Below are 25,998 nucleotides of genomic sequence, written 5' to 3'. Positions count from 1 at the left end.
AGACGTGCGAGGGACGTCAGCGCGTGATCGCCTTGTGGCCGTCCACCGAGGGCACCGGAGCGGCGGCGTGCGGCTTGGCGTTCTTCAGCACGTCGACGGTGGCCTTGGCGCCCGCGATGGTGCGCTCCGGCGGGGAGAGCTTCCGGAACGCGCGGTAGGTGAAGAAGGCCAGGATCAGCGCGATCAGGACGAACGCGCCGCCCGTGATCAGGAAGCACCAGACCAGCCCGAGACCACTCGAGTGGATCCCGTAGGCCGCCGCGAAGCTGAACATCGGGATCGAGGCCAGCAGGATCACCGCTGCGACCACGCCGGCCGAGCCGCCGGCCGCGCCGCGGATGACGTCCTTCTTGATCTCCTGCTTGGCGAGCGCGATCTCGTCGTGGACCAACGCCGACAGATCGGCGCTCGCGGAAGCGAACAGCTGTCCCACCGTGCGCTCGGTCCCGGTCTCGGGAGCGGCCATGTCGCTTCTCCTCATCCTGATCCTGTGACGTGTCGCCATCGGATGCTGGCTGTTGCTCTATCAGATCATGCCGCTACCCGACGGTACGTCACCACCGGACACTACGCCGTCTCGGCGTCCTCTTCGTCACAGAGGCGCTGATACTTGCGGTTGCGTCCCCGCAACAGCACGGCTGCCGCGACGGCGCAGATCAGCGAACCGACCAGGACCGCCGCCTTGGACAGGGCCACCAGGTCGGGGTGGTCCGCGAACGCGAGCTCGGAGATCAGCAGCGAGACGGTGAAGCCGATCCCGGAGAGCACCGACATCGAGAAGATGTCCGCCCAGGCCAACTCGGGATTGAGCTCCGCCCGGGTGAACCTGGCGGCCAGCCAGGTCCCGCCGAAGACGCCGAGACTCTTGCCCACCACCAGGCCCACCACCACGCCCAGCGGCGCGGCCGTGGTGAAGACCTGGGCCAGGGCGTGCGGGCTGACCGAGACACCCGCCGCGAAGAGCGCGAAGACGGGCACGCAGAACCCGGCCGAGAACGGGCGGACCAGGTGCTCGACGTGCTCGCCGGGGGAGTGCTCCTCGCCCGGGTCCTTGGTGACCCGCAGCATCAGACCCATGGCGACGCCGGCGACGGTGGCGTGCACGCCGCTCTCGTGCATCAGCGCCCAGATCACGAGCGCCAGCGGGACGTAGAGGTACCAGCCGTGCACCCGGGCCCGGTGCAGGAAGTAGAAGACGACCAGACCCAGCAGCGAGAGGCCGAGCGCCCAGAGCTTGATGCCCGAGCTGTAGAAGATCGCGATGATCAGGATCGCGATCAGGTCGTCCACCACCGCCAGGGTCAGCAGGAACGCCCGCAGGGCCGACGGGAGGTGCGACCCGACGACGGCCAGCACGCCCAGGGCGAAGGCGATGTCGGTGGCGGTCGGAATGGCCCAGCCACCCGGGTGCCCGCCGGAGCCCGAGTTGGCGAGGGCGTAGAGGATCGCGGGCAGCGCCACCCCGCAGCCGGCCGCGACGACCGGCAGCACGGCGGCCCGAGGATCCCGGAGCTCGCCGACAACCAGCTCGCGCTTCAGCTCGATGCCGGCGACGAAGAAGAAGACGGCGAGCAGCCCGTCCTGGGCCCAGGCCTCCAGCGGCAGGTCCAGATGGAGCGGCTTGCTCGGTCCGACGGTGTACTCAGCCACCGTCTCGTAGGAGTGAGGCCAGGCGTTGGCCCAGATGAGCGCTGCCACGGCGGCGACCAGCAGGAGGACGCCACCCACCGTCTCGGCCCGAAGAGCATCCGCGAGGAACGCGCGCTCGGGCAGGGGCAGCCGGGCCAGGAACTGCGGGCGCGGCGACTGCGGCGGGGCGCTCGTCACTCGGGGCACCTCACTTCTGTCGTATTCATCCGCTTTGTCGCATGCTGATTTTTCACATGCTACGGAAATGCGACAGAAGTGCGGCCCGCCACTCGCCGACCGGTCACTGCCGACCCGTCAATTGCGGCCCCGGCGGTCAGCAACGGACCGCAGCGGGCGCCACGACCGCGACTCCTCGTCACGGTCGCAGCGCCCGAGAGCGCCTGACGGGTCCGGGGCTCAGTCCTCGCTGGGCGCGGAGGGGAGCTTGCTCTGGATCAGGTCCATGACGGTGGAGTCCGCCAGGGTCGTGACGTCACCCACGGCGCGGTTCTCGGCCACGTCGCGGAGCAGGCGGCGCATGATCTTGCCGGAGCGGGTCTTCGGCAGCTCGCTGACCGTCAGAATGCGCTTCGGCTTGGCGATCGGACCGAGCACGTGGCCCACGTGGTCGCGCAGCTCGGCGGTGAGCTCGTCGGAGTCCTGCGCGGTGCCGCGCAGGATGACGAAGGCGACGATGGCCTGACCGGTGGTGGAGTCGGTGGCGCCGACGACCGCGGCCTCGGCGACCTTCGGGTGCGAGACCAGTGCCGACTCGACCTCGGTGGTCGAGATGTTGTGGCCCGAGACCAGCATGACGTCGTCGACCCGGCCCAGCAGCCAGATGTCGCCGTCGTCGTCCTTCTTGGCGCCGTCGCCGGCGAAGTAGCGGCCTTCGAACCGGGACCAGTAGGTGTCCAGGTAGCGCTGGTCGTCACCCCAGATGGTGCGGAGCATCGACGGCCACGGCTCCGTCAGCACCAGGTAGCCGCCCGAACCGTTCGGCACCTCGTTGGCCTCGTCGTCCACCACGGTGGCGGAGATGCCGGGCAGCGGCACCTGGGCCGAGCCGGGCTTGGTCTCGGTCACGCCCGGCAGCGGGCTGATCATCATGGCGCCGGTCTCGGTCTGCCACCACGTGTCCACGATCGGGGTGCGGCCTCCACCGATGTGCTCGCGGTACCAGACCCACGCCTCGGGGTTGATCGGCTCGCCGACGCTGCCCAGCACCCGCAGCGAAGACAGGTCGAACTTGGCGGGGATGTCGTCCCCCCACTTCATGAAGGTGCGGATCGCGGTGGGGGCGGTGTACAGGATGGTGACCCCGTACTTCTGGACGATCTCCCAGAAGCGGCCCTGGTGCGGGGTGTCCGGGGTGCCCTCGTACATGACCTGGGTGGCGCCGTTGGAGAGCGGGCCGTAGACGATGTACGAGTGGCCGGTGACCCAGCCGATGTCGGCGGTGCACCAGAAGACGTCGGTCTCCGGCTTGAGGTCGAAGACGGCGTTGTGGGTGTAGCTGGCCTGGGTCAGATAGCCACCGGTGGTGTGCAGGATGCCCTTGGGCTTACCCGTGGTGCCGGAGGTGTACAGGATGAAGAGCGGGTGCTCCGCCGCGTGCGCCTCGGGCGCGTGCTCGGCGGACTGACGCTCCGTGATCTCGTGCCACCAGACGTCCCGGCCCTCGGTCCACGCGGTCTCCTGGCCGGTGCGGCGCACCACCAGCACGTGCTCGACCTGCGGGCACTGCGTCAGCGCCTCGTCGATAGCGGGCTTGAGCGCGGACGGCTTGCCGCGGCGGTAGCCGCCGTCGGCCGTGATCACCAGCTTGGCGTCCGCGTCCTGGACTCGGGAGGCCACGGCGTCGGCGGAGAAGCCTCCGAAGACGACCGAGTGCGGCGCGCCGATCCGGGCGCAGGCCAGCATCGCGACGACGGCCTCGGGGACCATCGGCAGGTAGATCGCCACCCGGTCGCCCTTGGCGACGCCGAGCTCCAGCAGCGCGTTGGCCGCCTTGGAGACCTCGTCCTTGAGCTCCGCGTAGGTGATGGCGCGGGAGTCGCCGGGCTCGCCCTCGAAGTGGATCGCGACCCGGTCGCCCAGGCCGGCCTCGACGTGGCGGTCCACGCAGTTGTAGGCGACGTTGAGCTCGCCGTCGGCGAACCACTTGGCGAAGGGCGGGTTGGACCAGTCCAGGGTCTCGGTGGGCTCCTTGGCCCAGCTCAGCCGCCGGGCCTGCTCGGCCCAGAAGCCCAACCGGTCGGCCTTGGCCGCGGCATAGGCGTCGGCGGTGACGTTGGCGGCTGCCGCCAGCGCTGCGGGAGGGGCGAACCGCCGCTCCTCCTTGAGCAGGTTCGCCAGGCTCTCATTGCTGCTCAACGCAACACTCCTCATCGGGTTTCATCCTGATTTCGTGAGACAGCTCACCAGGTCGATGGGGGTGCTGACAAGGCCCCAGCTAAAATTGGTTTAGACCTTTCCGGGGTGATCCCGGAGCAGCCGCAGATCCGTGGTCGCTGCGGCCCGGATTCACGGCCGGACGAGAGGCGCGCGGCCACCCGTCGTCCCGTCAGGCGGCGCTGCCCAGGCGTGGCGTGACCGGCCGGAATCCGCGGTTGCCCGGCGACCAGACGTAGGTCTGCGCCGTGCTCAGCTCGAAGTAGAGACCGGTCAGGCGGAGCTCACCCGAATCAGTTTTGCGGGTGACGCTCGGATGGGCGCGCAGGTTGTCCAGCTGCTGGACGACATTGGTGAGACAGAGCCGCTCCAGCGGGTCGGTCGACGGGGGCCGGCCATGGAAGCGGGCGGGTTGGTGGCGCACCCGGTGCAGTGAGTCCTGACCATGGCGCAGCCAGCGGGTCAGGGGAGTGACGGCGCGACCGTCCCTGCGGTGCGCGCCGTGGAGCAGCGACTGCATCGCTCCGCAGCCCGAGTGGCCACAGATGACGATCTCGCGGACCGACAGCACGTCAATCGCGTACTCCACTGCGGCGAAGACGCTGTCGTCGGTGGTCGGTGGGACCAGGTTGCCGATGTTGCGGACGGTGAACAGCTCTCCGGGGCCGCTGTTGGTGATCACGTTCGGCACCATGCGGGAGTCCGCGCAGGTGATGAAGAGCTGTGACGGCGTCTGCCCCTCCCGGGCGAGCCGGGCCAGCTCGGGCCGCAGCAGTGGAGCCGTGTGCTGCTGGAAGTCGCGGACTCCCGTCAGGGAGTCCGTCGGCGCCGGCATCGGTGGGGACTGCACCGATGCGGGCGGAGGGGACAGCGGGCAAGGTGTGGGGAACTCGGTGCTCTGCGTGCTCTGCATGGTCGCGTCTCCTGTGGGCGAGGACGGCGCGGCTGGGTGTGCCACGAGTAGGCCAAGAATCGGTAAATGAAGAGTAATGAAACCTTTACCTTCTTGGTAGTTCCGGCACCCCAAGTTCACCCGTGTGAGCAGGTGCGAGCCCCTGTGGTGCTCGCGGCGCAGGGTTGGCTCAGACCCCGAGCGGCTCCGGCAGCGGGAGCAGCTCCTCGCTGAAGACGAAGTCCGGGTCCACCTGCGCGGCCAGGTCTGCACCGGTCTTGGCGTTGCCCCAACTCTCGGCGTTGCGAAGGTGGAAGGAGACGGACTGAGCCGTCCAGCGAGCCCAGTCGCGGTCGGCGTGAGCGGCGTCCGCCGTCTCCTGGAGCGTGCGCAGCACGGCGGCGTTGACGGGCTCCAACTCGGAGAAGGCGGGTGCGCGACCCTGCTCCGTCCGACGGACCCAGCTGGAGCGGTGGAAGGCCGCGACCAGCGCGTCGCCCAACTCCTCCCGGAGGAAGGCCAGATCGTCCTCGTGCTCGACCTTGTTGCCGATCACGTGCAGCCGGACGCCGTAGTCGGCTGCGTAATCCCTGTACTGACGGTAGACCGAGACGCCCTTCAGGGTGGGCTCGCAGACCAGGAAGGTCTGGTCGAAGCGGGTGAACAGGCCCGAGGCGAAGGAGTCGGCGCCGGCGGTCATGTCGGTCACCCAGTACTCGCCGGGGCCGTCGACGAGGTGGTTCAGGCAGAGCTCCACCGCGCCGACCTTCGAGTGGTAGCAGGAGATCCCGAGGTCCTCCTCCTCAAAGGCGCCGGTGGCCATCAGGCGGAGAGAGGCGCCGTCCACCGAGACGGGGCGGGCGCAGAGCTGGTAGATCGGGTTCTCCTCGACGATGCGCAGGAGCCGCGACCCCCGGCCGGGCGGCGTGGTCTTGATCATTGACGCCGCGTCGGCAATGCGCGGGTTCTGTCCGCGCAGGTACTCCTTGATGGCCGGGATCTGGGCCCCGAGCGAGGGCAGTGCCGCGCACTCCTCCTGGCTGAGTCCGAGGGCCGCGCCCAGGTGTTGGTTGACGTCGGCATCCACCGCGATCACCGGGCTCCCGGCGGTGGCCAGGTGGCGGATGAACAGCGAGGACAGCGTGGTCTTGCCACTGCCACCCTTGCCGACGAAAGCGATCTTCATGGGAGCTCCGGTCGGGGGCGCGTGCGAGGTGCGGTGAGCACAGGTGGAGCGGTTGACGACCGGCCCGGATCATCCGGCTTATTGGGAACCGTTATCGTCACCGATAGCGGCCATCGTAGCGAGGTGCTCAAGCCTCTAGATCCGGTTTCACAGATCCTTGACTCTTTCGGGTGATGCACCCCACGTCCCCAAGCGGGCTCAGTGGTCCCGCTCGTTCCGTAATGTCAGTTCGGTGAGCACGAGCACCCCTTCACCTTCCGGGTCCGCGGACCCGCTGGCGCCCCTGGGCGAGCTGCCGGGCGTCGCCGAGGCCGTCGCCGAGGCGCGTCGCGCCGTCGACCGTCTCTACGGCCACCGAGTGATGCGTCGCCGGGCCGACGAGGTCACCGCCGAGGCCGCGTTGCGCGGCGCCCGTGCGTCAGCCGCGCTGGAGGGCGCGGACTGGCCGCTGGAGGAGGTGCGTCGGCGCACCGACTACAGCCAGGACCCCGACGCGCGCCTCGTCGGCGGCGCGCTTCGACTGAGCGTCGAGGCGGGACAGTTGCTCGGCACCTGGCGGCACTCGCCGCTGCAGGTACTGGCCCGCCTGCACCTGTTGGCGGTCGGCGATGCGACCGGCCCCGCGGTGGGTCGACCACGGCAGAACGGAGAGCCCTCCGAGGAGCTGTTCCGACACCAGGTGGTCGCGACCGAGAAGCCCGAGACGCGGCCCGACACACCGCCACTGTCTGACTTCTCGCTGCCTCCGGCGCCCCCAGTCGCCGAGGTCTCGGCACGATTGGACACCTTGGCGGACCTCCTGGCCAGCCGCGGTGGCACGAAACACCCGAACGAGCGAACGGCTCCGGCTCTTGTCGTGGCCGCCGTGGTCCACGGCGAACTGATGACCCTGCGGCCCTTCGTCAACGCCAACGGGCTGGTGGCGCGGGCCGCGCAGCGGATCGTGCTGATCGCGGAGGGCCTTGACCCGAAGGCCATCTGCCCGATGGAGGTCGGCCTAGCCGAACTCGGCACCGACGCCTACCGCGCCGCGCTGGCCGGCTACGGCTCGGGCACCGCCGAGGGCATGACCACCTGGATCATCCACTGCGCCCAGGCGTTGCGGCTCGGCGTGCGTGAGAGCACGGCGGTGTGCGAGGCCATGCAGCGCGGGATGGCGTAACTGGGGTTCCTCGACGGGCCCTCGACGGGCCCGCACAGGGTTGCGGCGGCATCCTCGGATGCCGCCGCTGGCACAGGGTCCAAGTGACCATGCGTACGCCTTGTCATTGCCCATCCGGCGGGGATCTGTGCCCGTTCGCCGGGTGTGGCGGCCCAGATCGTGGGTCGGCTGTACGTGGGTGCCCGGAGGCTGTGCGCGGTCCGTGTGGCCTGACGCTCGATGGGTCCTTTCAACGTCGCCGTCTGAGGTTCGCCATCTGGTCTCGCGGGCCGTACCTCCTTTGTAGCGCGGATCACACCGAAGCGGAACCCGGGGACGCAGTTCTTTACCTTCGGCTCGGCCGCAGGCAGGAACGGACCTCGGTCAGGACCCGTCCGGGCGTCCCGAGCGCCGTGCGGCGTACCAGACCAGACCAGCTGCCGTGACCGCTGCCCCGAAGGCCGCCGCGGCGAGGACCGGCCTGCTGGTCACCGCGAGGGAGGCGCTGCGCTCGCGCAGCTGGACCGGCCGGTCGAACACGAGGACGGGCCAGCCCCGGGCGGTCGCCTCCCGCCGTAGCGCCCGGTCCGGGTTGACCGCGAAGGGGTTGCCGACCGCCTCCAGCAGGGGAAGGTCGGTGGCGGAGTCGCTGTAGGCGTAACTGCGCTCCAGGTCGTAGCCCTCGGTCTCGGCGAGCGCGCGGATGGCCACGGCCTTGTTCGCGGCGTAGGCGTAGAAGTCGATCTCTCCCGTGTAACAGCCGTCCTCCTCGGCCATCCGGGTGGCGATCACATGGTCCGCACCGAGCATCTCGCCGATGGGCTCGACCAGTTCGGAGCCGGAGCTGCTGACGATCACCACGTCCCGACCGGCCGCGTGGTGCTCCTCGATCAGCGAGGCGGCCTCGTCGTAGATCAACGGGTCGATCAGGTCGTGCAGGGTCTCGGCGACGATCTCCCGTACCTGGGCCACGTTCCAGCCACGGGCCAGCGAGGAGAGGTACTGGCGCATCTTCTCCATCTGGTCGTGGTCGGCACCGCCGGCCAGGAAGACGAACTGGGCGTAGGCGCTCTTGAGCACCGCCCTGCGGTTGATCAGTCCGCCGCGGTACAGCGGCCCGCTGAAGGCGAGCGCGCTGGACTTGGCGATCACGGTCTTGTCCAGGTCGAAGAAGGCGGCTTGACGGGCCGGACGGCGCGGCTGCGAGTGGTTTTCCACGATGTCGAGGATATGTGGCAACCATTCGGGTCAAGGCATGGCGCGTGGGTTTGCTTGAGAAGGGCTTCGGGTACACCATGGAAGTCACGGATCGTTCGCGACCGTGCTAACCCAGCTCGACTCCTCCCCCCCCGAGTCGGGCTGTGGAGGACGACCCCCGCTCTCCCCCCCGGCGGGGGTCGTCGCACGTCCCGGCCCATTTCGTCGGCCGGCGTTCTGAGGGGATTTCCCGCCGCAGAACTGCGGTCACCTGCACTGATGCGGTGCCGCGACAGTTCGGCGGGGTCAGGCCCCCGTTGGGTTGCCGACAACCGCGCCGACGCCCGAATCGGGCTTACCCGTTCCGGATGCGGCGGAACGCGATCCACCCTCGCATTTGCAAGATATTTCAGCGACTTCACTACGGCGCTTCGCGGGGTGGTGGCGTTGTGGCCGCGTAAGGCGTCAGGCGCTCCCTCGTCAACTTGCTGACATATAACTCAGCCTCCGGAGTGGCCGAGTTTTCCACACCCCCTTCGTTGTCCACAGATTGCCAACCGGACCACGCGCCTCTTGCGAATTCCCAGCACGCTGAATCCGCGCCGCAACCGGCGTTCCCAGCACGTCGCACGAGGGAGTCGTCATGGACGCACTGCCGCCCGTAGGGCCGTCCGCCGAGCCACCCGTAGATCCGCCTTCCGGGCTGTCGTCCGGAGCCTCCCCGGGGCCCTCGGACCCGTCGGAGCCCACAGTGGCAGGGGAGTCCGCCGAGCCCGCCGCCTCGCGCGTCGTCGAGCCCTACGACGCCGTCGGTGCAGCGTCACGAGGGCCGCTGATCGTCACCGAGGACGACGAGTTGATCGAGGCTCTGCTCAAGCTGTGCGCCGCCGCGGGAGCCGAGCCGTACCTGGTCTGTGGTGCCCCGCCGCCCCGCCAGGTCTGGGAGTCGGCATCCCTCGTCCTCGTCGGTGTGGACGTCGCCGAGCGCATGTCCGGCGTGCCCCGCCGCCCGGGTGTGGTGCTCGTCGGATCCGATCTGGACGACGGCGGAGTCTGGCAGCGGGCCGTGTCGCTCGGCGCCGAACAGGTCGTCTTCCTCCCGGACTGCGAGCCCTGGTTGCTCGACCGGGTGGCCGACGCGGCCGAGGGGGCCGGAGCCCCGGCCCTGACGGTGGCGGTTCTCGGCGGGCGCGGTGGCGCGGGCGCGTCGACGCTGGCCTGCGCCCTCGCGGTCACCGCCGCTCGTGAGGGCCGCCGCACCGTTCTCGTCGATGTCGACCCGCTGGGAGGCGGGCTGGACGTGCTGCTCGGCGGCGAGGAGGCCGTCGGATTGCGGTGGCCGGACCTGGCCGCCTCACGAGGGAGGGTCAATGCAATGGAGTTGGAGCAGTCCCTGCCGCGGGTACACCGGCTGGCGGCGCTCAGTTGGGACCGTGGTGACAGGCTCACGATCCCGGTCGAAGCGGTGCGCACAGTTCTCGGCGCGGCGCGCCGGCGCGGGGGTGTGGTCGTCCTTGACCTGCCGCGGCGGATCGACGCCGCGGCGGCCGAGGCGTTGGAGCAGGCTGATCTGGGGCTGCTGGTGGTCCCCGGTGAGCTGCGGGCGATGGCGGCGTCCGGCCGCGTCGCCGCTTCCGTGGGCATGCGCCTGTCCGATCTGCGCGCGGTCGTCCGTGGCCCGTCCCCGAGCGGAATGACGGGTGAGGAGGTGGCCCGTGGGCTGCGGCTCCCGTTGGCAGGTGAGCTCGGCCCCGAGCCGGGCCTGACCGCCGACCTGGAGTGCGGACGGCCCCCGGGGGCTCGGCCCAAGGGTCCGCTCGGCCGGTTCTGCACGGCGTTTCTGACGGAGGCTCTGGCAGGCGCAGGGCTGGGCACCGGCCCTGCGGAGTCCGCTCGCGGCACGCACAGAGCCGCGAAGGCAGGTGACCGTTCGGCCGGCGGCAGGGGCTTCACCCGTGGCGACGGCGGACGGCCGGGCGGCATCGACGACGGGGGAGTGGCGGCATGACCAAGCACACGACCGGGGCCCGCACCACGGCGACGGCCAGCAGGACCGTCACCTCCACCGGATTGCTGGACGCCGTGCGTCTCCGTCTCGCGGAGGCCGGTGTCGCCCCGACCACGGCGGGAGTCGCAGCCGCGCTGCGAGCCCAGGGGCGTCCCTACGGCGACACCGAAGTCCTGGAGATCGTGCGGGAGCTGCGCGCCGAGATGGTCGGAGCAGGGCCGCTGGAGGCGCTGCTGACCGACCCACAGGTCACCGACGTCCTGGTCAACGGCCCGCGTGAGGTCTGGGTCGACCGTGGTTACGGTCTCCAACGCGCCCGTGAGGTGCGCTTCCCGGACGAGGCAGCCATCCGGCGGCTTGCTCAGCGCCTCGCCCATACGGCGGGCCGTCGCCTCGACGACGCGCGCCCGTGGACGGACGCCAGGTTGCCGCAGGGGGTTCGGCTGCACGCTGTGCTTCCGCCCGTCGCGGTCGGCTGCACCCTGATCTCACTCCGCGTCAGCCGGGCCCGACCGTTCACCCTGGAGGAGCTCGCGGCAGCGGGATCGCTCACGGCCTGGGGAGCCGGGCTGCTCCGTGCGCTGGTGCACAACCGCCTGGCTTTCATGATCTCGGGTGGGACGGGCACCGGAAAGACGACGTTGCTGGCGGCGCTGTTGGGCCTGGTCCCCTCGCAGGAGCGGCTGGTGGTGGTCGAGGACTCCGCCGAACTCCTTCCTGACCACCCGCACGTGGTGCGGCTCGAGGGACGCCCGCCGAACCAGGAGGGCGCCGGTGGCGTCGGACTGCGTGACCTGGTCCGCCAGGCGCTGCGGATGCGTCCCGACCGTCTGGTGGTCGGCGAGGTGCGCGGTGCCGAGGTGCTGGACCTGCTCGCCGCGCTCAACACGGGCCACGAAGGCGGGTGCGGCACGGTCCATGCCAATGCCGCCGAGGACGTGCCCGCCCGGCTCGAAGCGCTCGCGGCCACGGCGGGCCTGGGCCGGGACGCCGTCCACAGCCAGCTGGGCTCGGCGCTGGACGCCGTGATCCACCTCGTACGAGGTCCCGGCGGGCAGCGACGCGTGGCCGAGGTCTGCGTGCTGAGCCGAAGCCCGGAGGGGTGGGTCACCTCCATCCCCGCCGTCAGCTTCCCGCACGCCGGTCCCGCGCAGCCGGGCCCTGGCTGGGATCAGCTCTCGGAGCGCTGTGGTGGGCTGCGTGCACCCTGGACCGACGGCGGCAAGGGCGGCGCGCGTTGAACGGCCAGCCCTGGTCGAGTGGGCCGGCGCTCCACGCGGCGGGAGCGGTCCTGGTGATGTGTCTGCTGGGCGGCTGCGCCTGGTGGCTGGCCCGACGCGACGAGGCCAGGCAACGTCAGTGCCGTCTCTACCCGGATGCGGCGGTGGTTCCCGCGGGCCGCCTTCGCCGAGCCTTTCGGTGGGCACGGCGCAGGCTTCCGGTCGAGATGCTGCTGGTGCCCTTGGGCGGCGCCGTGGCCTGGGCCACGGCATCACCTGTCCCGATGCTCATCGGTGCCGCGGCGGTCTGGCCGGTGCTCCGGTGGCGGCGCAGGAGGCGTGAACAACTCCTCTTCGAGCGGCGCAGAGCAGCCGTGGTGGAACTCTGCGCCGCGCTCGCCGGGGAGTTGCGCACCGGGGCGACACCCCACCAGGCCGTGGAGATGGCGGTCGAGGGACTGCCGCACGGCGACGCGTTGGACCTCACCGGGTTGCTGGCAGCTGTTCGCTTCGGCGGTTCGGTCGATGCCGCATTGGTTCTTCTGTCCGGGCTGCCCGGTGCGGAGGGCGCCGCAGGGGCGGCCGCCTGCTGGCAGGTGACTTCGGCCAGCGGCGCCGGGCTGGCTGACGGGCTGGATCGGGTGGCCGAGGGCCTGCGTGCGGAACGCGCGCTCCGCGAGAGCGTCCGTGCCGAACTCGCCGGTCCACGGTCGACTGCGGTCCTGTTGGCCCTGCTGCCGCTCTTCGGAGTCGTGTTGGGCGCGGCCCTTGGTGCGGACCCCGTGCGTGTGCTCCTGCACACCGGCCCTGGCCTCTTCTGCCTGACGCTCGGCGCGGCCCTCGAAGCTGCCGGACTCCTCTGGACAGCCAGAATCGCGCACGGCGCGGAGTTCGCTGCGTGAGCGGGGCGGTGACACTCGCGGCGATGGCCAGCGGGACGACCGCCACGGTGGTCGCTGTCGGGCTGCAGCGGCGGCAACGACGGCGAGTCCGCCGTGTCGGGCTCGCTCCCGGGACGACAGGGCTCGGGAAGGGGACGCTGGGCGGCAGCTTCAGAGACCCCACGCTCCCAAAGACGGTGATGGAACATCACCGGGAGCGGGCGGTGCCCGTGCTGGCTTCCGGCATGGTCGGACTGGGCGCGGCGCTGCTGGTCGGCGGGATGGACGGGTGGATGCTCGGAGTCGTCCTCGCGTCGGCCGGTCTGCGCTGGTTGCCCACGCCACCGAACCCCGCGCAACAGCGGCAGCGCCAGGAGGCGATCGCGCTGCGTGGACAAGTTCCCCTTGCCGCAGACCTACTGGCGGGCTGTCTGTCGTCCTGGTGCCCGCCCGACGCGGCCACCGCGGCCGTGGCGAGGGCCATACCCCAGCCCATGGCCGGCCGACTGGCCGCAGCGGCCACGGAGCTGTCCATGGGTGCCGACCCGGAGGCCTGCTGGGAGCGACTGGGCAAGGTCGAGCCCGTACTGGCGCCGCTGGGCCGCTGCCTCGCCCGTGCCGCCGCCAGCGGCGCGCCGCCCGCTGCCGGGCTGGCCCGACTGGCTGACGCGGAGCGAGCTGCTGCCGCACGCGAAGCCCAGGCTCGTGTCCGCAGAGCGGGGGTGTTGGCGACGGCTCCGCTCGGGCTCTGCTTTCTTCCCGCCTTCGTCCTGGTGGGCGTCGTGCCTGTGGTCACGGGCCTCGCCGGGAGCTTCCTGACCCGCATCTGACCCGCATCTGACCCGCGTCGATCGCCCGAGCCACCCGGCGCATCACACGCGCCACGCGCCGACTACCAGCACTTACCGCACACCCGCATCACACCCGGAGGGGACCATGACCACCTCACCCGAAGTCCGTGCCACGGGCCGGCCGTTCGCCCAGTCGACCACGCCACTGATGGGCCCGATGGCTCGGCTGTTCGCGCGGCGCTGCCAGGCCGTGCTGTGGTTCGCGCTGTGTGTGGCCCAGGTCTGGGTGCTCCACACGCTGCACCTGATCCGCTGTCGGCTGCGCCGCCGGGCTCCGGACGCGGGCATGACGACGGCCGAATACGCGGTCGGAACGGTGGCCGCGTGCGGCTTCGCTGCCTTGCTTTACAAGATCGTCACCAGTGGAGCGGTCTCCTCCGCGCTGCAGGGCCTGATCCGGCGAGCGCTCGGTGCCGTCTGAAGTGCGGGCGCGCGGGCGATCGCGGGTTGCCGAAGCCGGATACGCCACTGCCGAGGCAGCGGTGGCCCTCCCCGGCCTGGTACTGATCGCGGCACTGCTGCTCTGGGCGGTCCTGGTGGGCTCTGCCAAGGTCCGGTGCGTCGACGCGGCCCGCGAGGCGGCTCGCGCGGCTGCCCGAGGCGATCCCCAGGCCGTCGCGCTCGGACGGGCGGCAGCACCGCCAGGAGCTTCGGTGGCTGTCAGCGAGGCGGGCGACATGGTGCGCGCCGAGGTGTCCGCTGTCAGCAGTGGCCCGGGCGGGCTGCTGTCGTTCCGGGTCTCGGCCACGGCCGTGGCCGAGCGTGAGCCCGGCGAACCGGGCACGCGGCGAGGCAGCCGGTGATGCGCCCACACCGGACGGCGGGTCGGGCCGGGCCCGGCGCGAGTTCTCAAACAGGCCCTACGACAGGGGCGAAGCTGCGGGATCGTGGGTCGGCGACCGTCTGGCTTCTCGGGCTGACGCTGCTCATCACCCTGGCTGCCACCGCCGCGCTCGGCATCGCGGGTGCGGTGGCCGCGCGCCATCGGGCTGAGGCAGCGGCCGATCTGGCCGCTCTCGCTGCCGCAGGACGGCTCCTGCTCGATCCGGGAGAGGCCTGCGCGCATGCCGCCTCCGTCGCCTCGGCCCAGGGAGCCAGGCTTCGCTCCTGCGCGATCCGGGCGGACGCGGGCGAGGACAGCGTGGAGGTCGAGGTCTCGGTGCCCGCACCGGTGGATCTGGTGCCGGGGTTGCCTCCGGCGGTCGGCCGGGCCAGGGCAGGTCCGGTCATGGCGCCGATGTGATCCGGACCCGAGGGACGGCCCGCGCGAACCGGTCGGAACGGACCGGCGCGTGGGGGGCCTCAGCTGAGCGGCCCGGCCTCCTTCGTCCCCTGCTGCCCAGGCGCCTCCACCGCCGCATCCGTCGCCGTGTCCCCCGGCTCCGGCCTCGGAGCACCGGCCAGCAGCAGCGTCAGGAGACGGATCGCACCGGCCTTGTCCAGCGGGTCGTTCCCGTTGCCGCACTTGGGGCTCTGGATGCAGGAGGGGCAGCCGCGTTCGCACTCGCAGGCGGTGATGGCCTGGAGCGTGGCCTCCAGCCACTCCTGGGCGCGTTGGAAGCCGCGCTCGGCGAAGCCCGCTCCGCCCGGGTGGCCGTCGTAGACGAAGACGGTCGGCAGGCCCGTGTCCGGATGGAGCGGGACCGAGACGCCGCCGATGTCCCAGCGGTCGCAGGTGGCGAAGAGAGGGAGCAGGCCGATGGACGCATGTTCGGCCGCATGGGCGGCCCCGGGGAGCTCCTCGGGGAGGATGCCCGCGTCCTCCAGCTGATCCTCTGTCACCGACCACCAGACAGCTCGGGTCCGCAGGGTGCGCGGCGGCAGGTCCAGCTTGGTCTCGCCGAGGATCTCGCCTGTCAGGAGGCGGCGTTTCAGGAACGAGACGACCTGGTTGGTGACCTCCACCGACCCGAAGCTCAGTTCGCCATCGCCCCAGGCGACCTGACGGTCCGTGTCCAGAATGGTGATGGACGTCGTGTCCCTGGCCACGGTGCTGTACGGCGGGTCGGCCTCGGCGACGAGGGCCACTGCGTCCTCGAGGTCGAGTTCGCGGACCAGGTAGGTGCGGCCCTGGTGCAGGTGGACCGCGCCGGTGTGGACAGCGGTGTGGGCGGAGCCGGCGTCGACGGTGCCGAGCAGGCGGCCGGTGTCGGCCTCGACGACACGGACTGGTGTGCCGCCCTCGCCACGGATGTCGACCAGGTCGGCGGCCCGCTCACGTCGGGTCCAGAACCACGAGCCGCCCGCACGACGACGCAGCATGCCCCGGCGTTCCAGCTGTGCCACGAGTATCGGCGCGGAGGGACCGAAGAGTTCCAGGTCGGCGGGGTCGGCGAGCGGGAGCTCCGCCGCCGCCGCGCACAGGTGCGGGGCGAGGACGTGCGGGTTGTCCGGATCCAGGACGGTCGACTCGACCGGGCGGCGGAACAGGGAGTCCGGGTGGTGCACCAGGTAGGTGTCCAGCGGGTCGTCGCGGGCGATCAGCACGGCCAGCGCGCCCTGGCCCTCGCGGCCGGCGCGGCCCGCCTGTTGCCACAAGGACGCTCGCGTTCCGGGATACCCGGCGAGCAGGACGGCGTCCAGGCCGGCGACGTCGATGCCCAGCTCGAGCGCGCTGGTGGAGGCCAGCCCGAGCAGAGCGCCCGAGTGCAGGGCGCGCTCCAGCGCCCGGCGTTCCTCCGGCAGGTAGCCGCCGCGGTAGGCGGCCACCCGTCGGGCGGCGCCGTGGCCGACGGCCTCGGCGAGCCGCTCCTGGGCGATGACGGAGACCAGCTCCGCTCCGCGTCGGGAGCGGACGAAGACCACGGTGCGGGTCTCGTCGAGCACGAGGTCGGTGAGCAGGTCGGCGGCCTCGGCGGTGGCCGAGCGGCGGACCGGCGCGCCGTGCTCGCCGGACAGCTCGGTCAGCGGCGGCTCCCACAGCGCGAAGACGGTCTCGCCGCGCGGCGATCCGTCCTCGGTCACCTCGGCCATCGGCAGGCCGGTGAGCCGCTCGGCGCTGTGTCCGGGCTCGGCGACGGTGGCCGAGGCCAGCAGGAAGACCGGGTCGGCGCCGTAGCGGGCGCAGAGCCGCCGCAGCCGCCGCAGCACCTGGGCGACGTGCGAGCCGAAGACGCCCCGGTAGCCGTGGCACTCGTCGATGACCACGTAGCGCAGCGCACGCAGGAACGAGGCCCAGCGGGCATGCCCGGGAAGGATGCCGCGGTGCAGCATGTCGGGGTTGGTGAGCACGTACGAGGCGTACTGCCGCACCCACTCGCGTTCCTCGAACGGAGTATCGCCGTCATAGACAGCCGCACGGACCCGGGAGAGCGGAGCGCCACCTGTCGTACCGGAGCCACCGCTCTCGCCGGTACCCGGGCCACCACCCGCGGAGCGCAGCTCGCCGAGCCGACGCAGCTGGTCGGCGGCGAGGGCCTTGGTCGGTGCGAGGTAGAGGCCGGTCGCGCCGCGGCCGTTCTTGGCCTCGGTGCCGTCCAGCAGGGAGCTGAGCACGGGGGCGAGATAGGCCAGCGACTTGCCCGAGGCGGTTCCTGTGGCAATAACCACATTTTGTCCGTTTATCGCCAGATTGGCTGCTTCGGCTTGGTGTGTCCATGGTCGCTCGATGCCCGTCGCCGCGATCGCGTCGAGCACCTCCGGCCGGAGGCCTGCGGGCCAGTCCGCATACTGGGCTGCCCGGGCGGGAATGTGCTCCGTATGGGTGAGCCGATCTTGCCGCCCTCGGGTGCCCACGAGGCGGTCGAGAGCGGCCTCGGGCGGTTCGGGGCGCGGCGTCATCGGCCTCAAGTCTGTCATCACGGTGATGGAGATTCGCACCAAGGCGTCGTGTTGGCCTCGCGATAAGTGGTTGAATGCCATCGCGGCCGTGCAACGGGGTTTGGGACCTTCCGACCCCGCGATCGGCATGGAAGCAAGGCAAGGTGCTGGAGGTTCCGTGGACCTGTCCCTGTCGACCCGTTCCGTCGGCGACCGCACGGTCGTCGAGGTTGGGGGCGAGATCGATGTGTACACCGCCCCGAAGCTGCGCGAGCAGCTCGTCGAGCTCGTCAATGAGGGTCACTACCACCTGATCGTGGACATGGAAGGCGTGGACTTCCTGGACTCGACCGGGCTGGGCGTGCTTGTCGGCGGGCTGAAGCGGGTGCGTGCCCACGAGGGTTCGCTCCGTCTGGTCTGCAACCAGGAGCGCATCCTCAAGATTTTCCGGATCACCGGACTGACGAAGGTGTTCCCCATCCACGGCTCCGTGGACGAGGCCGTCAACGCCACCGACTGAGCGGTGGTGCGCCCGGGAGCTCCCGCGAAAGCGGCTGCTCCCGGGGCCGGTCCGACATCCTGAACCTTTCGAGGGGGACACATATGGCCACCGTCGAGCTGCGCTTCAGCGCGCTCCCGGCCCATGTGCGCACGGCGCGGCTGGTCGCCGCGGCGGTCGCACGGCAGGCAGGGGTCGACGAGTCCATTCTCGACGAGGTCCGCCTCGCCGTGGGTGAGGCGTGCTCGCGGGCCGTGGGCCTGCATCAGCGCAGCGGCGTATCGAGCCCGGTCCGAGTCAAGCTGGTCCAGCAGGAGAAGCGCTTCCTGATCGAGGTCGGCGACGGCGTCCCGACGCCCGCTACCGCGCACGCCGACAGCAATGCCGAGGAGGCGCTGTCGTTCGCCGAGGCGACCACGAGCGCCAAGTCCGGCGCGGGTGCCGGCGGCAGCGGCGACCAGGCGACCGACGACACCATGGGCCTCGCCGTCATCAGCGGCCTGGTCGACGACCTGGTGATCGGCCACGACACGGACGGCGGACTGATCCGCATGAGCTGGCCGGTCGCCGATCCGGCGGACGACGACCTCCCGTAGTCGGGAAGCCGGCACACCCGCTCCTGCGGGCGCGCCGCCGGACGGTCGCATTCCGCCAATCTGCGTGTTGATTCACGCCAAGTCGATCCATGCGATGCCCACATCGCCGAGCCATGCGCACGAGCCATGCGCACGAGCCGTGCGCCCAAGCCGTACGCACGTGCTGTAGGCACGACCGAGCACCGAACCAGCAGGGCGGCCCGAGGACTTCGGGCCGCCCTGCTGCGTTTCGCACCTCTCGTCGTCGATTCATCCGTCACTTCTCTTACGGCTTGTACCAATTGCCGCACATACCCTGTTTTGATCATGCGCCCGATTCCTACAATCGCCGCCTGCCACCTTGCCCGCGCTGCCGAGCGGTCCGCGCCTCTCCTCGTCCCAAGACCTGGGGATCCCGCCCGGCGCACGAGCCAGACGTCAAGGAGGACGAATGGCCGGGCTCTACCTCTCCGGCGCTCCATCAGGGGTGACCGCGGTGCTCACCGGTTCCGACCGGGTCGTGGTCGTCATTGTCGCCGTCATCGCCGCGGCCGCGCTGGGTGTCGCGTGGCTGCTGGTCCGTCAGGTACTGGCAGCGGACCAGGGCACCGACACCATGAAGCAGATCGCCGCCGCCGTGCAGGAAGGCGCCAACGCCTATCTGGCACGCCAGTTCCGTACCCTCGGCGGGTTCGCCGTGGTCGTCCCGCTGCTTCTCCTGCTCCTGCCCGCGGACACCTGGGCGCAGCGGATCGGGCGCTCCGTCTTCTTCCTGGTCGGCGCGGCCTTCTCTGCGGTGACCGGCTATGTGGGCATGCAGCTCGCGGTGCGCAGCAACGTGCGCGTCGCCGCGGCGGCCCGCGAGGCGACTCCCGCCGAGGGAACCGACGCACACTCAGGCGCTCAACCCGGCACGGAATCCGGCGCTCAACCCGGCGCTCAATCGGGCACGGAATCGGGGGCGGAACCCGGCGACGTGCCGGACGTCCGTGCGGTCTCCCACCGGGCGATGCGGATCGCCTTCCGCACCGGCGGTGTTGTCGGCATGTTCACCGTCGGGCTCGGGCTGCTCGGGGCCTCGATCGTGGTGCTGATCTACCGGGAGAACGCTCCCAAGGTGTTGGAAGGGTTCGGCTTCGGCGCCGCGCTGCTCGCGATGTTCATGCGTGTGGGCGGCGGGATCTTCACCAAGGCCGCCGATGTCGGGGCCGACCTCGTCGGCAAGGTCGAGCAGGGCATCCCCGAGGACGACCCGCGCAACGCCGCCACCATCGCCGACAACGTCGGCGACAACGTGGGCGACTGCGCCGGGATGGCAGCCGACCTGTTCGAGTCCTACGCCGTCACCCTGGTCGCCGCGCTGATCCTGGGTGTGAGTGCCTTCGGTGACGTCGGACTCGCCTTCCCGCTGCTGGTGCCGGCCATCGGCGTCGTCACCGCCGTCCTCGGGATCTTCGCGGTCTCGCCGCGCAGTGGCGACCGTTCCGGCATGACGGCGATCAACCGCGGGTTCTTCATCTCCGCGGTGGTCTCACTCGCGCTGGTCGTGGCCGCGGCCTTCGCCTTCCTGCCGGGCAGTTTCGCCCAGCTCAAGGGCGTCTCGGGTGCCATCACCGGGCACGGCGGCAACCCGCGGGTCTTCGCCCTCGTGGCCGTGGCCATCGGGATCGTGCTGGCCGCCGCGATCCAGCAGTTGACCGGCTACTTCACCGAGACGAACCGGCGGCCGGTGCGCGACATCGGGCTGACCTCGCTGACCGGTCCGGCGACGGTCATCCTCTCCGGGATCTCGCTCGGACTGGAGTCCGCCGTCTACTCGGCCGTTCTCATCGGCGCGGCCGTCTACGGCGTCTTCCTGCTGGGCGGCGGTTCGCTGACGCTGGCGCTCTTCGCCGTGGCGCTCGCCGGAACCGGGCTGCTGACCACGGTCGGCGTGATCGTGGCGATGGACACCTTCGGGCCGGTCTCGGACAACGCGCAGGGCATCGCCGAGATGTCCGGGGACGTCACCGGTGCGGGCGCGCAGGTGCTGACCGAGCTGGACGCGGTCGGCAACACCACCAAGGCGATCACCAAGGGCATCGCCATCGCCACCGCCGTGCTGGCGGCGACGGCGCTGTTCGGTTCCTTCACCGACGCCATCGGCACGGCGGTGCAGCAGGTCGGGTCGGCGGCGTCCGGGCTGAGCCTGAGCCTCGACATCTCCCAACCCAACAACCTGGTGGGCCTCTTGCTGGGAGCGGCGGTCGTGTTCCTCTTCTCCGGGTTGGCCGTCAGCGCGGTCTCGCGCTCGGCAGGTTCGGTGGTCTTCGAGGTGCGCGACCAGTTCCGGTCCAAGCCCGGGATCATGGACGGGAGCGAGAAGCCCGACTACGGACGGGTCGTCGACATCTGCACCCGGGACGCGCTGCGCGAGTTGGCGACTCCCGGTCTGCTGGCCGTGCTGGCGCCGATCGCGGTCGGGTTCCTGCTCGGAGTCGGACCGCTCGGCTCGTACCTGGCCGGGGCGATCGGCACGGGCACGCTGATGGCGGTCTTCCTGGCCAACTCGGGCGGTGCCTGGGACAACGCCAAGAAGCTGGTCGAGGACGGCAACCACGGCGGCAAGGGCAGCGAGGCGCACGCGGCCACGGTCATCGGCGACACCGTCGGCGACCCGTTCAAGGACACCGCAGGACCGGCCATCAACCCGCTGCTCAAGGTGATGAACCTGGTCTCGCTGCTGATCGCGCCGGCCGTGGTCAAGCTCGACTTCGGCGTCCACGCCAACACCGGGCTGCGGGTGGGCATCGCGCTGCTCTGCCTGGCCGTGGTGGTCGTCGCCGTCTGGCTGTCCAAGCGGCGCGGCATCGCCGTCGGGTCCGACAGCGGTGCGGAGCAGTCGGCCGCCGAGTCGATTCCCGCGCCGGGCCAGTCGCCCGACGCGGCGTCAGCGGTGCACTGAGCCTAGGACGTACCGGGCCCGGGCCCGGGCCCGGACTGAGTGGCTCAGTGCTCCTGTGCAGCGTCTGCGGCGTGTGCGTTGGCCGCGATCGCGGGGACGACCTGGGGCCAGAGGGCACGAGGGAGGTCGTGGCCCATGCCGGGCAGCGTCAGCAACGACGCGCCCGGTACGGCCGCGGCCGTCGCGTGCCCGCCGCTCACGTCGACCAGAGGGTCCGCCTCGCCGTGCACGACCAGGGTCGGCACGGTCACCTTGCGGAGTGCGGCCGTGCGGTCGGGCGAGGCGACGACGGCCGCTATCTGGCGGCTGACGCCGTCCCTGCGGCTGCTGCGGTCCTGGGTGGCCGTCGTCACGGCGCGCAGTTCCTCGTCCGAACGCGGATAGTCCGGTGAGCCGATGACCCGCGCCGCCGCCATCGAGGCCTCGATCGCCGCCTCCCGGCCCGCCACTGCGGGACGGAGCAGCACGGCCAGCGCCTCCGGTGTGGGCTGACCCGAGGTGCCGTCGCCGGGCAGCGACATGATCGAGCAGAGGCTCAGTACCCGGGCGGGGTGGTCGATGACCAACTGTTGGGCGATCATCCCGCCCATCGATGCCCCGACGACGTGCGCGCGCTCCACGCCGAGCGCGTCCAGCAGCCCCACCGCGTCGCCGGCCAGGTCCGCGATCCGGTAGCGGGTGGAGGAGTGGTCTCCGCCCAGCACCGCCTCCAGGTCCGGCTGGGGACCATCGTCCAGGAACGTGGAGAGACCGGCATCGCGGTTGTCGTAGCGGACGACGCGGAACCCGTGGTCGGCCAGTTCCCGGCAGAACCGCTCGTCCCAGCTGGTCAGCTGTGCGCCCAGGCCCATGACCAGCAGCATCGTCGGCCGGGACGGGTCGCCGAGGGTCTCGTACTCCAGCGTGATGCCGGTGCCGAGTCGCGCGCGGGGCATGGGCACTCCAAACGGTCGCGGACCTGCTCGCTCGTCGGCACGGTATCCGGCGAACGGTGCGGCGGAAAGGGGCGAGCGTGTAGGTTCCCAAGCTGGGTTCGAAGACTGGAAGGCGACCCGGTGAGCGAGAACGAACGGTTGGACATGCGGACGAGCGGACCGGAAAGCGGTCGGACGAGCGCTCCGAGCTGCGGTCGAACGGGCGGTCGGACAGTCGGTTGGACGGTCGGTCGATCGGGCGGTCGTGCCCGTCGTGCGGCGGGGGCAGCCTCGGTCGCGCTGGTGGTCGCGCTGGGCGCGGCGGCGTGCACCAGCAGCGACAACAGCGCGCAGCTCGACTCCTGGGCCAAGAGCGTCTGCGGCGGCATCTCCGCGCCGATCCAGGAGGTCCAGGCCGCTCAGGCGGACACCGGGAAGATCATCCCGGGCGAATCCCCGAGCGCTCTCCAGACGCGTCTGGCCGACGATCTCGGCAAGCTGGCCGCGGGCAATCAGCAGATAGCCCAGGCGGTGCAGGCCGCCGGCGCGCCGCAGACCAGCGACGGTACGCAGACCCAGGCCAGCGCCGTCAGTGAGCTGAACGAGACGGCCGGTGGATACACCAAGGTCCAGGCGACGGTGAAGGAGCTGTCGGTCGACGACCAGGCCAAGTTCGCGGCGGCCCTCAAGGGGGTCTCCGACCAGGTGCAGCAGCTTTCGACGCAGTCGACGACGGCGCTGCAGAAGCTCCAGTCGGGCCAGTTGGGCGCCGCGCTCGGCAAGCAGCCCGCCTGTGCCGCGCCTTCGGGCACGCCCACGGCCGAGAGCACGGGCGCGAGCACCGGTGCGACGACCTCGGGTTCCCCGCAGCCGAAGGCCTCCGGCTCGGCGAGCGACAAGGCCTCGCCCAGCGGTTCGTCCTCGGCCGGAGGTTCGTCGTCCGGTTCGTCGTCCTCGGGTGGTGGGTCGTCGAGCGGCGGATCGTCGAGCGGCAGCGGGTCGCCCGACGCGTCGAGCAGCGCGGGCTGAGGCTCTTCTCGGTGGGAACTCGGGGAGAATGGGCGCGTGACGACCAGTTCATCCGCATCCTCCGTCCCGAACGGCGCTTCCGACAGGGCTGCGCACGGCGCTGCTGACGGCGCTCCGCACGGCTTGCTGCCGACCCTCGACCCCGAGCGGATCGCCCGGCTGCGTGAGGCTTTCCTCGCGGCCGACTACACCGCCGACGGCTGCCTCGAACTCCTTGGCGCGGCCGCCTACGCGGCGTTGGCCCGCAGCGAGAGCGTGCCCGCGCTGCGGGCGACCGTGGGGCAGGGGCCGCTGCAGACGCTGGTCCGGCTCTTCCTGCTGCAGCGCGGCGTGCCCTACCCGGCGGCCGCCGTGGCGCTGCCGGTCGACGAGGCGCTTGCCGACGGCTGGCTGGTCCGGACCCCCGAGAGCGACGTCCGGGCGACGGTCGACATCCGCCCGTACGCCAACGACATCGCGGAGACGTCCGACGCCTCCGGGCCTGCCCTCGGAGCCGCCGTCGGGGACGCGGCGGACGCGTGGATCGTGTCCGACCTCGGCTGCGCGGTCGGCGGGGCAGGCGGGATCGGCTCGGGCGCGGCCACGGACCAGGGCGTGCCGCGCAGCGAGCTCGTGCTCGGCGTCGGAGGGGCCTCGACGACGCTGGCCAACATCACCGTCCGGCGACCGGTCCGGCGTGCGCTGGACCTCGGCACCGGGTCGGGGATCCAGGCGCTGCACGCGGCCCGGCACGCGGGTCACGTGGTGGCGACGGACGTCAACCCGAGGGCGCTTCACTTCACCCGTCTGACGGCCGAGTTGTCGGGGTTCGGTGACCGGGTCGAGGTCCGCGAGGGCAGCCTCTTCGAACCGCTGGGCGAGGACGAGCGGTTCGACCTGATCGTCTCCAACCCGCCGTTCGTCATCTCTCCCGGTGGCCGGTTCACCTACCGCGACGGCGGCATGGCCGGGGACGACCTCTGCCGTAGCCTTGTCACACAGGCGGGGGAGCACCTCGAATCGGGCGGCTACTGCCAGCTGCTGGCGAACTGGCAGCACGTGCGCGGCGAGGACTGGCGGGAGAGGGTCGCCGGCTGGCTGGCCGGGACCGGTTGCGACGCCTGGATCGTACAGCGCGACGTCCAGGACCCGACCACCTACGCCGAGCTCTGGCTGCGCGACGGCGGTGACCACCGCGGACCGCGGGAGGAGTACGAACGCCGTTACGCCGACTGGCTCGACACCTTCGAGGCGGCCAAGGTCGACGGCGTCGGCTTCGGCTGGATCACGCTGCGGCGCGCGCCCGAGGGCGCGATGCCCGTGGTCGTCGCCGAGGAGTGGCCGCACGCCGTCGAGCAACCGCTGGGCCCGGCAATCGACGCGTGGTTCACCCGGCAGGACTTCCTGCGTGCGCACGACGACGCGGGCTTGCTGGCCGCGCGCTTCCGGCTGGCGGACGAGGTCGTCCAGGAGCAGGTGGGTGCGCCCGGCGCGGAGGATCCCGAGCATGTGATCCTGCGTCAGAACCGGGGCATGCGACGGGCGACCAAGGTCGACACGATCGGGGCGGGTTTCGCGGGCGTCTGCGACGGCACGCTGACGGCCGGTGAGATCCTGGACGCGATCGCGCAGTTGCTCCATGAGGACCCGGTCCTGCTGCGGGACCGGGTGCCCGGACAGATCCGCGTGCTGGTCGAACAGGGTTTCCTGCTTCCGGCCTGAGGTTCGACGTTGCCCGTGGTGCCCGTGTTACCCGTGTTGCCTGTGCCGCCCACGCCGCCCGGGCGGCGCTGACCGGCTCCCGTTCATCACAGCTTTCCCGGGACGTCCCCTGCCGTAGGCCGCCTGTTGCCCGTCCGCTGGAAATCTGGCGCTCGCCGCGCCGATCGCATGATCACGAGATCACCTGATCGGGTGGCTTGTCGGCCAACTGCGAGACGGAACCGGGGAGTGGGGGCGAACATGGGGACTCCACTGGGCCTCTTCACCGGGGCGTGGTTCCTCCTCTTCGGCGGGGCCGTGCTCTGGTGGTGCGCGGCAGAGGTGCGGGCTCGGCGCACCCTGCGCCGCGTCGGGGTCAGCGGTATGGCGCGTGTGGTGGTGGACCCGGACGGCGACGCGGACCACGCCGACACCGCGCCGCTGCTCAGCTTCGCCGTGGACGGGCACGGCGAGGTCGTCACGCGTCCGCGCGGCTGGACGTCGATCCGCAGGACGCCCGCCCTGGCGGTGGATGCGCTGGTGCCGGTGGCCTACCACCCGGACCGGCCGACGCTGGTGGCTGTCGAGGGCGGCCCGGCGCGGGGACGGAACGACGTCTTCTGGGTCGGTCTCGGGCTCGCCTTCGCCGTCTGCGGTGTGATGCTGCTCGCAGCTTCGGCCTGAGCGGAGCGCTCCGCTCCGGGTGGGGCACCGGCGGCCTGACAGCGGCCGAGGCCACGGACGGCCCGAGGTCGGGCGTGCTCATCCGGGCCGACGCCGCCGCTCAGGTCCGGGCCCGAGGTCTGCCCGGCGACCGACGCGGCCGCTTCGTCCGAGGTCAGCGGCGCACGGTGCGGCAGGCCTTTAGCAGACATGCGCATGCTCTTGCGTCCGGATGGGCAGAGACACGCCGAAAGGATCGGGTTCTGCGCCGCAGGCCAGGCGGGCAGTCCTATGATCCGGCTTGTCCGGCCTGTCCCCGCCGGTGCCGGTCCAACCGTACGACCCAGGCCCGAACGGCGGGAACCCGAGGATTCGGGTTACCGTTCGAGAGGCAGCGGGCGACCCCCGCCCATGACATGCCGGGATCCGTCCGTTTGACAAGGGGCACCGGGGTGCGGTCACACTCCGCATTCAGGACCGTGTTGCCGCGAGCAGCGCGACGACCACCCCCTACTCGACCGGAAGAGAAGAGCGAA

22 protein-coding genes are annotated in these 25,998 nt (G+C 71.3%); 14 read left to right on the top strand and 8 right to left on the bottom strand.

What is annotated here, in order from left to right:
- Positions 1 to 16: 16 nt before the first annotated feature.
- The 5 genes from I2501_RS21655 to I2501_RS21635 form a co-directional block, all read right to left on the bottom strand.
- Positions 17 to 466 carry a phage holin family protein gene (locus I2501_RS21655; RefSeq protein ID WP_196195810.1) on the bottom strand — a complete coding sequence of 150 codons (450 nt, stop codon included), beginning with the start codon at positions 464 to 466 and terminating at the stop codon, positions 17 to 19.
- Positions 467 to 567: 101 nt separating this feature from the next.
- Positions 568 to 1,827, bottom strand: coding sequence for a Na+/H+ antiporter NhaA (nhaA, locus tag I2501_RS21650; protein ID WP_328806518.1), 1,260 nt, complete (start codon positions 1,825 to 1,827; stop codon positions 568 to 570).
- Positions 1,828 to 2,046: 219 nt separating this feature from the next.
- On the bottom strand, positions 2,047 to 4,005 hold the full coding sequence (gene acs, locus I2501_RS21645) for an acetate--CoA ligase (RefSeq protein ID WP_236046882.1): 1,959 nt from the start codon (positions 4,003 to 4,005) through the stop codon (positions 2,047 to 2,049).
- 190 nt (positions 4,006 to 4,195) lie between these two features.
- Positions 4,196 to 4,936, bottom strand: coding sequence for a carbonic anhydrase (locus I2501_RS21640; protein WP_196195807.1), 741 nt, complete (start codon positions 4,934 to 4,936; stop codon positions 4,196 to 4,198).
- Between the two features lie 169 nt (positions 4,937 to 5,105).
- Positions 5,106 to 6,101 carry an ATP-binding protein gene (locus I2501_RS21635; RefSeq protein WP_196195806.1) on the bottom strand — a complete coding sequence of 332 codons (996 nt, stop codon included), beginning with the start codon at positions 6,099 to 6,101 and terminating at the stop codon, positions 5,106 to 5,108.
- 232 nt (positions 6,102 to 6,333) lie between these two features.
- Here I2501_RS21635 and I2501_RS21630 point away from each other — a divergent pair, with 232 nt between their 5' ends.
- Complete coding sequence (locus I2501_RS21630) at positions 6,334 to 7,263, top strand: Fic family protein (RefSeq protein WP_196195805.1); 930 nt, start codon at positions 6,334 to 6,336, stop codon at positions 7,261 to 7,263.
- 363 nt (positions 7,264 to 7,626) lie between these two features.
- On the opposite strand, the gene I2501_RS21625 is transcribed toward I2501_RS21630, so the two are convergent.
- On the bottom strand, positions 7,627 to 8,472 hold the full coding sequence (locus I2501_RS21625; RefSeq protein ID WP_196196027.1) for an HAD family hydrolase: 846 nt from the start codon (positions 8,470 to 8,472) through the stop codon (positions 7,627 to 7,629).
- 799 nt (positions 8,473 to 9,271) lie between these two features.
- Between I2501_RS21625 and ssd the strand changes: the two genes are divergently transcribed.
- The 7 genes from ssd (at position 9,272) to I2501_RS21590 (ending at position 14,642) form a co-directional block, all read left to right on the top strand.
- Positions 9,272 to 10,447 (top strand): septum site-determining protein Ssd, encoded by a 1,176-nt coding sequence (ssd, locus tag I2501_RS21620; RefSeq protein WP_236046944.1) that lies wholly within the window; start codon positions 9,272 to 9,274, stop codon positions 10,445 to 10,447.
- On the top strand, positions 10,444 to 11,688 hold the full coding sequence (locus I2501_RS21615) for a TadA family conjugal transfer-associated ATPase (RefSeq protein WP_196195803.1): 1,245 nt from the start codon (positions 10,444 to 10,446) through the stop codon (positions 11,686 to 11,688). Before ssd ends, I2501_RS21615 begins: the two co-directional genes overlap by 4 nt.
- Entirely contained in the window at positions 11,685 to 12,569 is an 885-nt protein-coding gene (locus tag I2501_RS21610; RefSeq protein ID WP_236046880.1) for a type II secretion system F family protein, read from the top strand. Before I2501_RS21615 ends, I2501_RS21610 begins: the two co-directional genes overlap by 4 nt.
- A gap of 179 nt (positions 12,570 to 12,748) precedes the next feature.
- Positions 12,749 to 13,378, top strand: a complete 630-nt coding sequence (locus I2501_RS21605; protein ID WP_236046878.1) for a type II secretion system F family protein — start codon at positions 12,749 to 12,751, stop codon at positions 13,376 to 13,378.
- A gap of 106 nt (positions 13,379 to 13,484) precedes the next feature.
- Complete coding sequence (locus I2501_RS40950; RefSeq protein ID WP_408022764.1) at positions 13,485 to 13,820, top strand: DUF4244 domain-containing protein; 336 nt, start codon at positions 13,485 to 13,487, stop codon at positions 13,818 to 13,820.
- The gene (locus tag I2501_RS21595; RefSeq protein ID WP_328806517.1) at positions 13,810 to 14,202 is read left to right on the top strand and encodes a TadE family type IV pilus minor pilin; all 393 of its coding nucleotides are present in this window, start codon (positions 13,810 to 13,812) and stop codon (positions 14,200 to 14,202) included. The genes I2501_RS40950 and I2501_RS21595 overlap by 11 nt, the downstream gene beginning before the upstream one ends.
- The gene (locus tag I2501_RS21590) at positions 14,202 to 14,642 is read left to right on the top strand and encodes an Rv3654c family TadE-like protein (RefSeq protein ID WP_196195802.1); all 441 of its coding nucleotides are present in this window, start codon (positions 14,202 to 14,204) and stop codon (positions 14,640 to 14,642) included. The genes I2501_RS21595 and I2501_RS21590 overlap by 1 nt, the downstream gene beginning before the upstream one ends.
- A 59-nt stretch (positions 14,643 to 14,701) precedes the next feature.
- On the opposite strand, the gene I2501_RS21585 is transcribed toward I2501_RS21590, so the two are convergent.
- On the bottom strand, positions 14,702 to 17,260 hold the full coding sequence (locus I2501_RS21585) for a DEAD/DEAH box helicase (RefSeq protein WP_196195801.1): 2,559 nt from the start codon (positions 17,258 to 17,260) through the stop codon (positions 14,702 to 14,704).
- 76 nt (positions 17,261 to 17,336) lie between these two features.
- Between I2501_RS21585 and I2501_RS21580 the strand changes: the two genes are divergently transcribed.
- From I2501_RS21580 to I2501_RS21570, 3 genes are all read left to right on the top strand, one after another.
- Complete coding sequence (locus I2501_RS21580) at positions 17,337 to 17,678, top strand: STAS domain-containing protein (protein ID WP_196195800.1); 342 nt, start codon at positions 17,337 to 17,339, stop codon at positions 17,676 to 17,678.
- 83 nt (positions 17,679 to 17,761) lie between these two features.
- Positions 17,762 to 18,253 (top strand): ATP-binding protein, encoded by a 492-nt coding sequence (locus I2501_RS21575; protein ID WP_196195799.1) that lies wholly within the window; start codon positions 17,762 to 17,764, stop codon positions 18,251 to 18,253.
- A gap of 430 nt (positions 18,254 to 18,683) precedes the next feature.
- Positions 18,684 to 21,176: a sodium-translocating pyrophosphatase gene (locus tag I2501_RS21570; protein ID WP_196195798.1), complete on the top strand. Its 2,493-nt coding sequence runs from the start codon at positions 18,684 to 18,686 to the stop codon at positions 21,174 to 21,176.
- 44 nt (positions 21,177 to 21,220) lie between these two features.
- On the opposite strand, the gene I2501_RS21565 is transcribed toward I2501_RS21570, so the two are convergent.
- Positions 21,221 to 22,111: an alpha/beta fold hydrolase gene (locus I2501_RS21565; RefSeq protein WP_196195797.1), complete on the bottom strand. Its 891-nt coding sequence runs from the start codon at positions 22,109 to 22,111 to the stop codon at positions 21,221 to 21,223.
- Positions 22,112 to 22,393: 282 nt separating this feature from the next.
- Between I2501_RS21565 and I2501_RS21560 the strand changes: the two genes are divergently transcribed.
- The 3 genes from I2501_RS21560 (at position 22,394) to I2501_RS21550 (ending at position 25,483) form a co-directional block, all read left to right on the top strand.
- Entirely contained in the window at positions 22,394 to 23,119 is a 726-nt protein-coding gene (locus I2501_RS21560; RefSeq protein ID WP_196195796.1) for a hypothetical protein, read from the top strand.
- A 123-nt stretch (positions 23,120 to 23,242) separates the two neighbouring features.
- Positions 23,243 to 24,820, top strand: coding sequence for a DUF7059 domain-containing protein (locus I2501_RS21555; RefSeq protein ID WP_196196022.1), 1,578 nt, complete (start codon positions 23,243 to 23,245; stop codon positions 24,818 to 24,820).
- 240 nt (positions 24,821 to 25,060) lie between these two features.
- Positions 25,061 to 25,483, top strand: coding sequence for a DUF3592 domain-containing protein (locus tag I2501_RS21550; RefSeq protein ID WP_196195795.1), 423 nt, complete (start codon positions 25,061 to 25,063; stop codon positions 25,481 to 25,483).
- Positions 25,484 to 25,998 lie beyond the last annotated feature (515 nt).

It is taken from the genome of Streptacidiphilus fuscans (assembly GCF_015690355.1).
GTDB classification, from domain to species: domain Bacteria; phylum Actinomycetota; class Actinomycetes; order Streptomycetales; family Streptomycetaceae; genus Streptacidiphilus; species Streptacidiphilus fuscans.
Note: the sequence above shows the minus strand (reverse complement) of the source record. Positions and strands in the feature narration are given on the sequence as shown.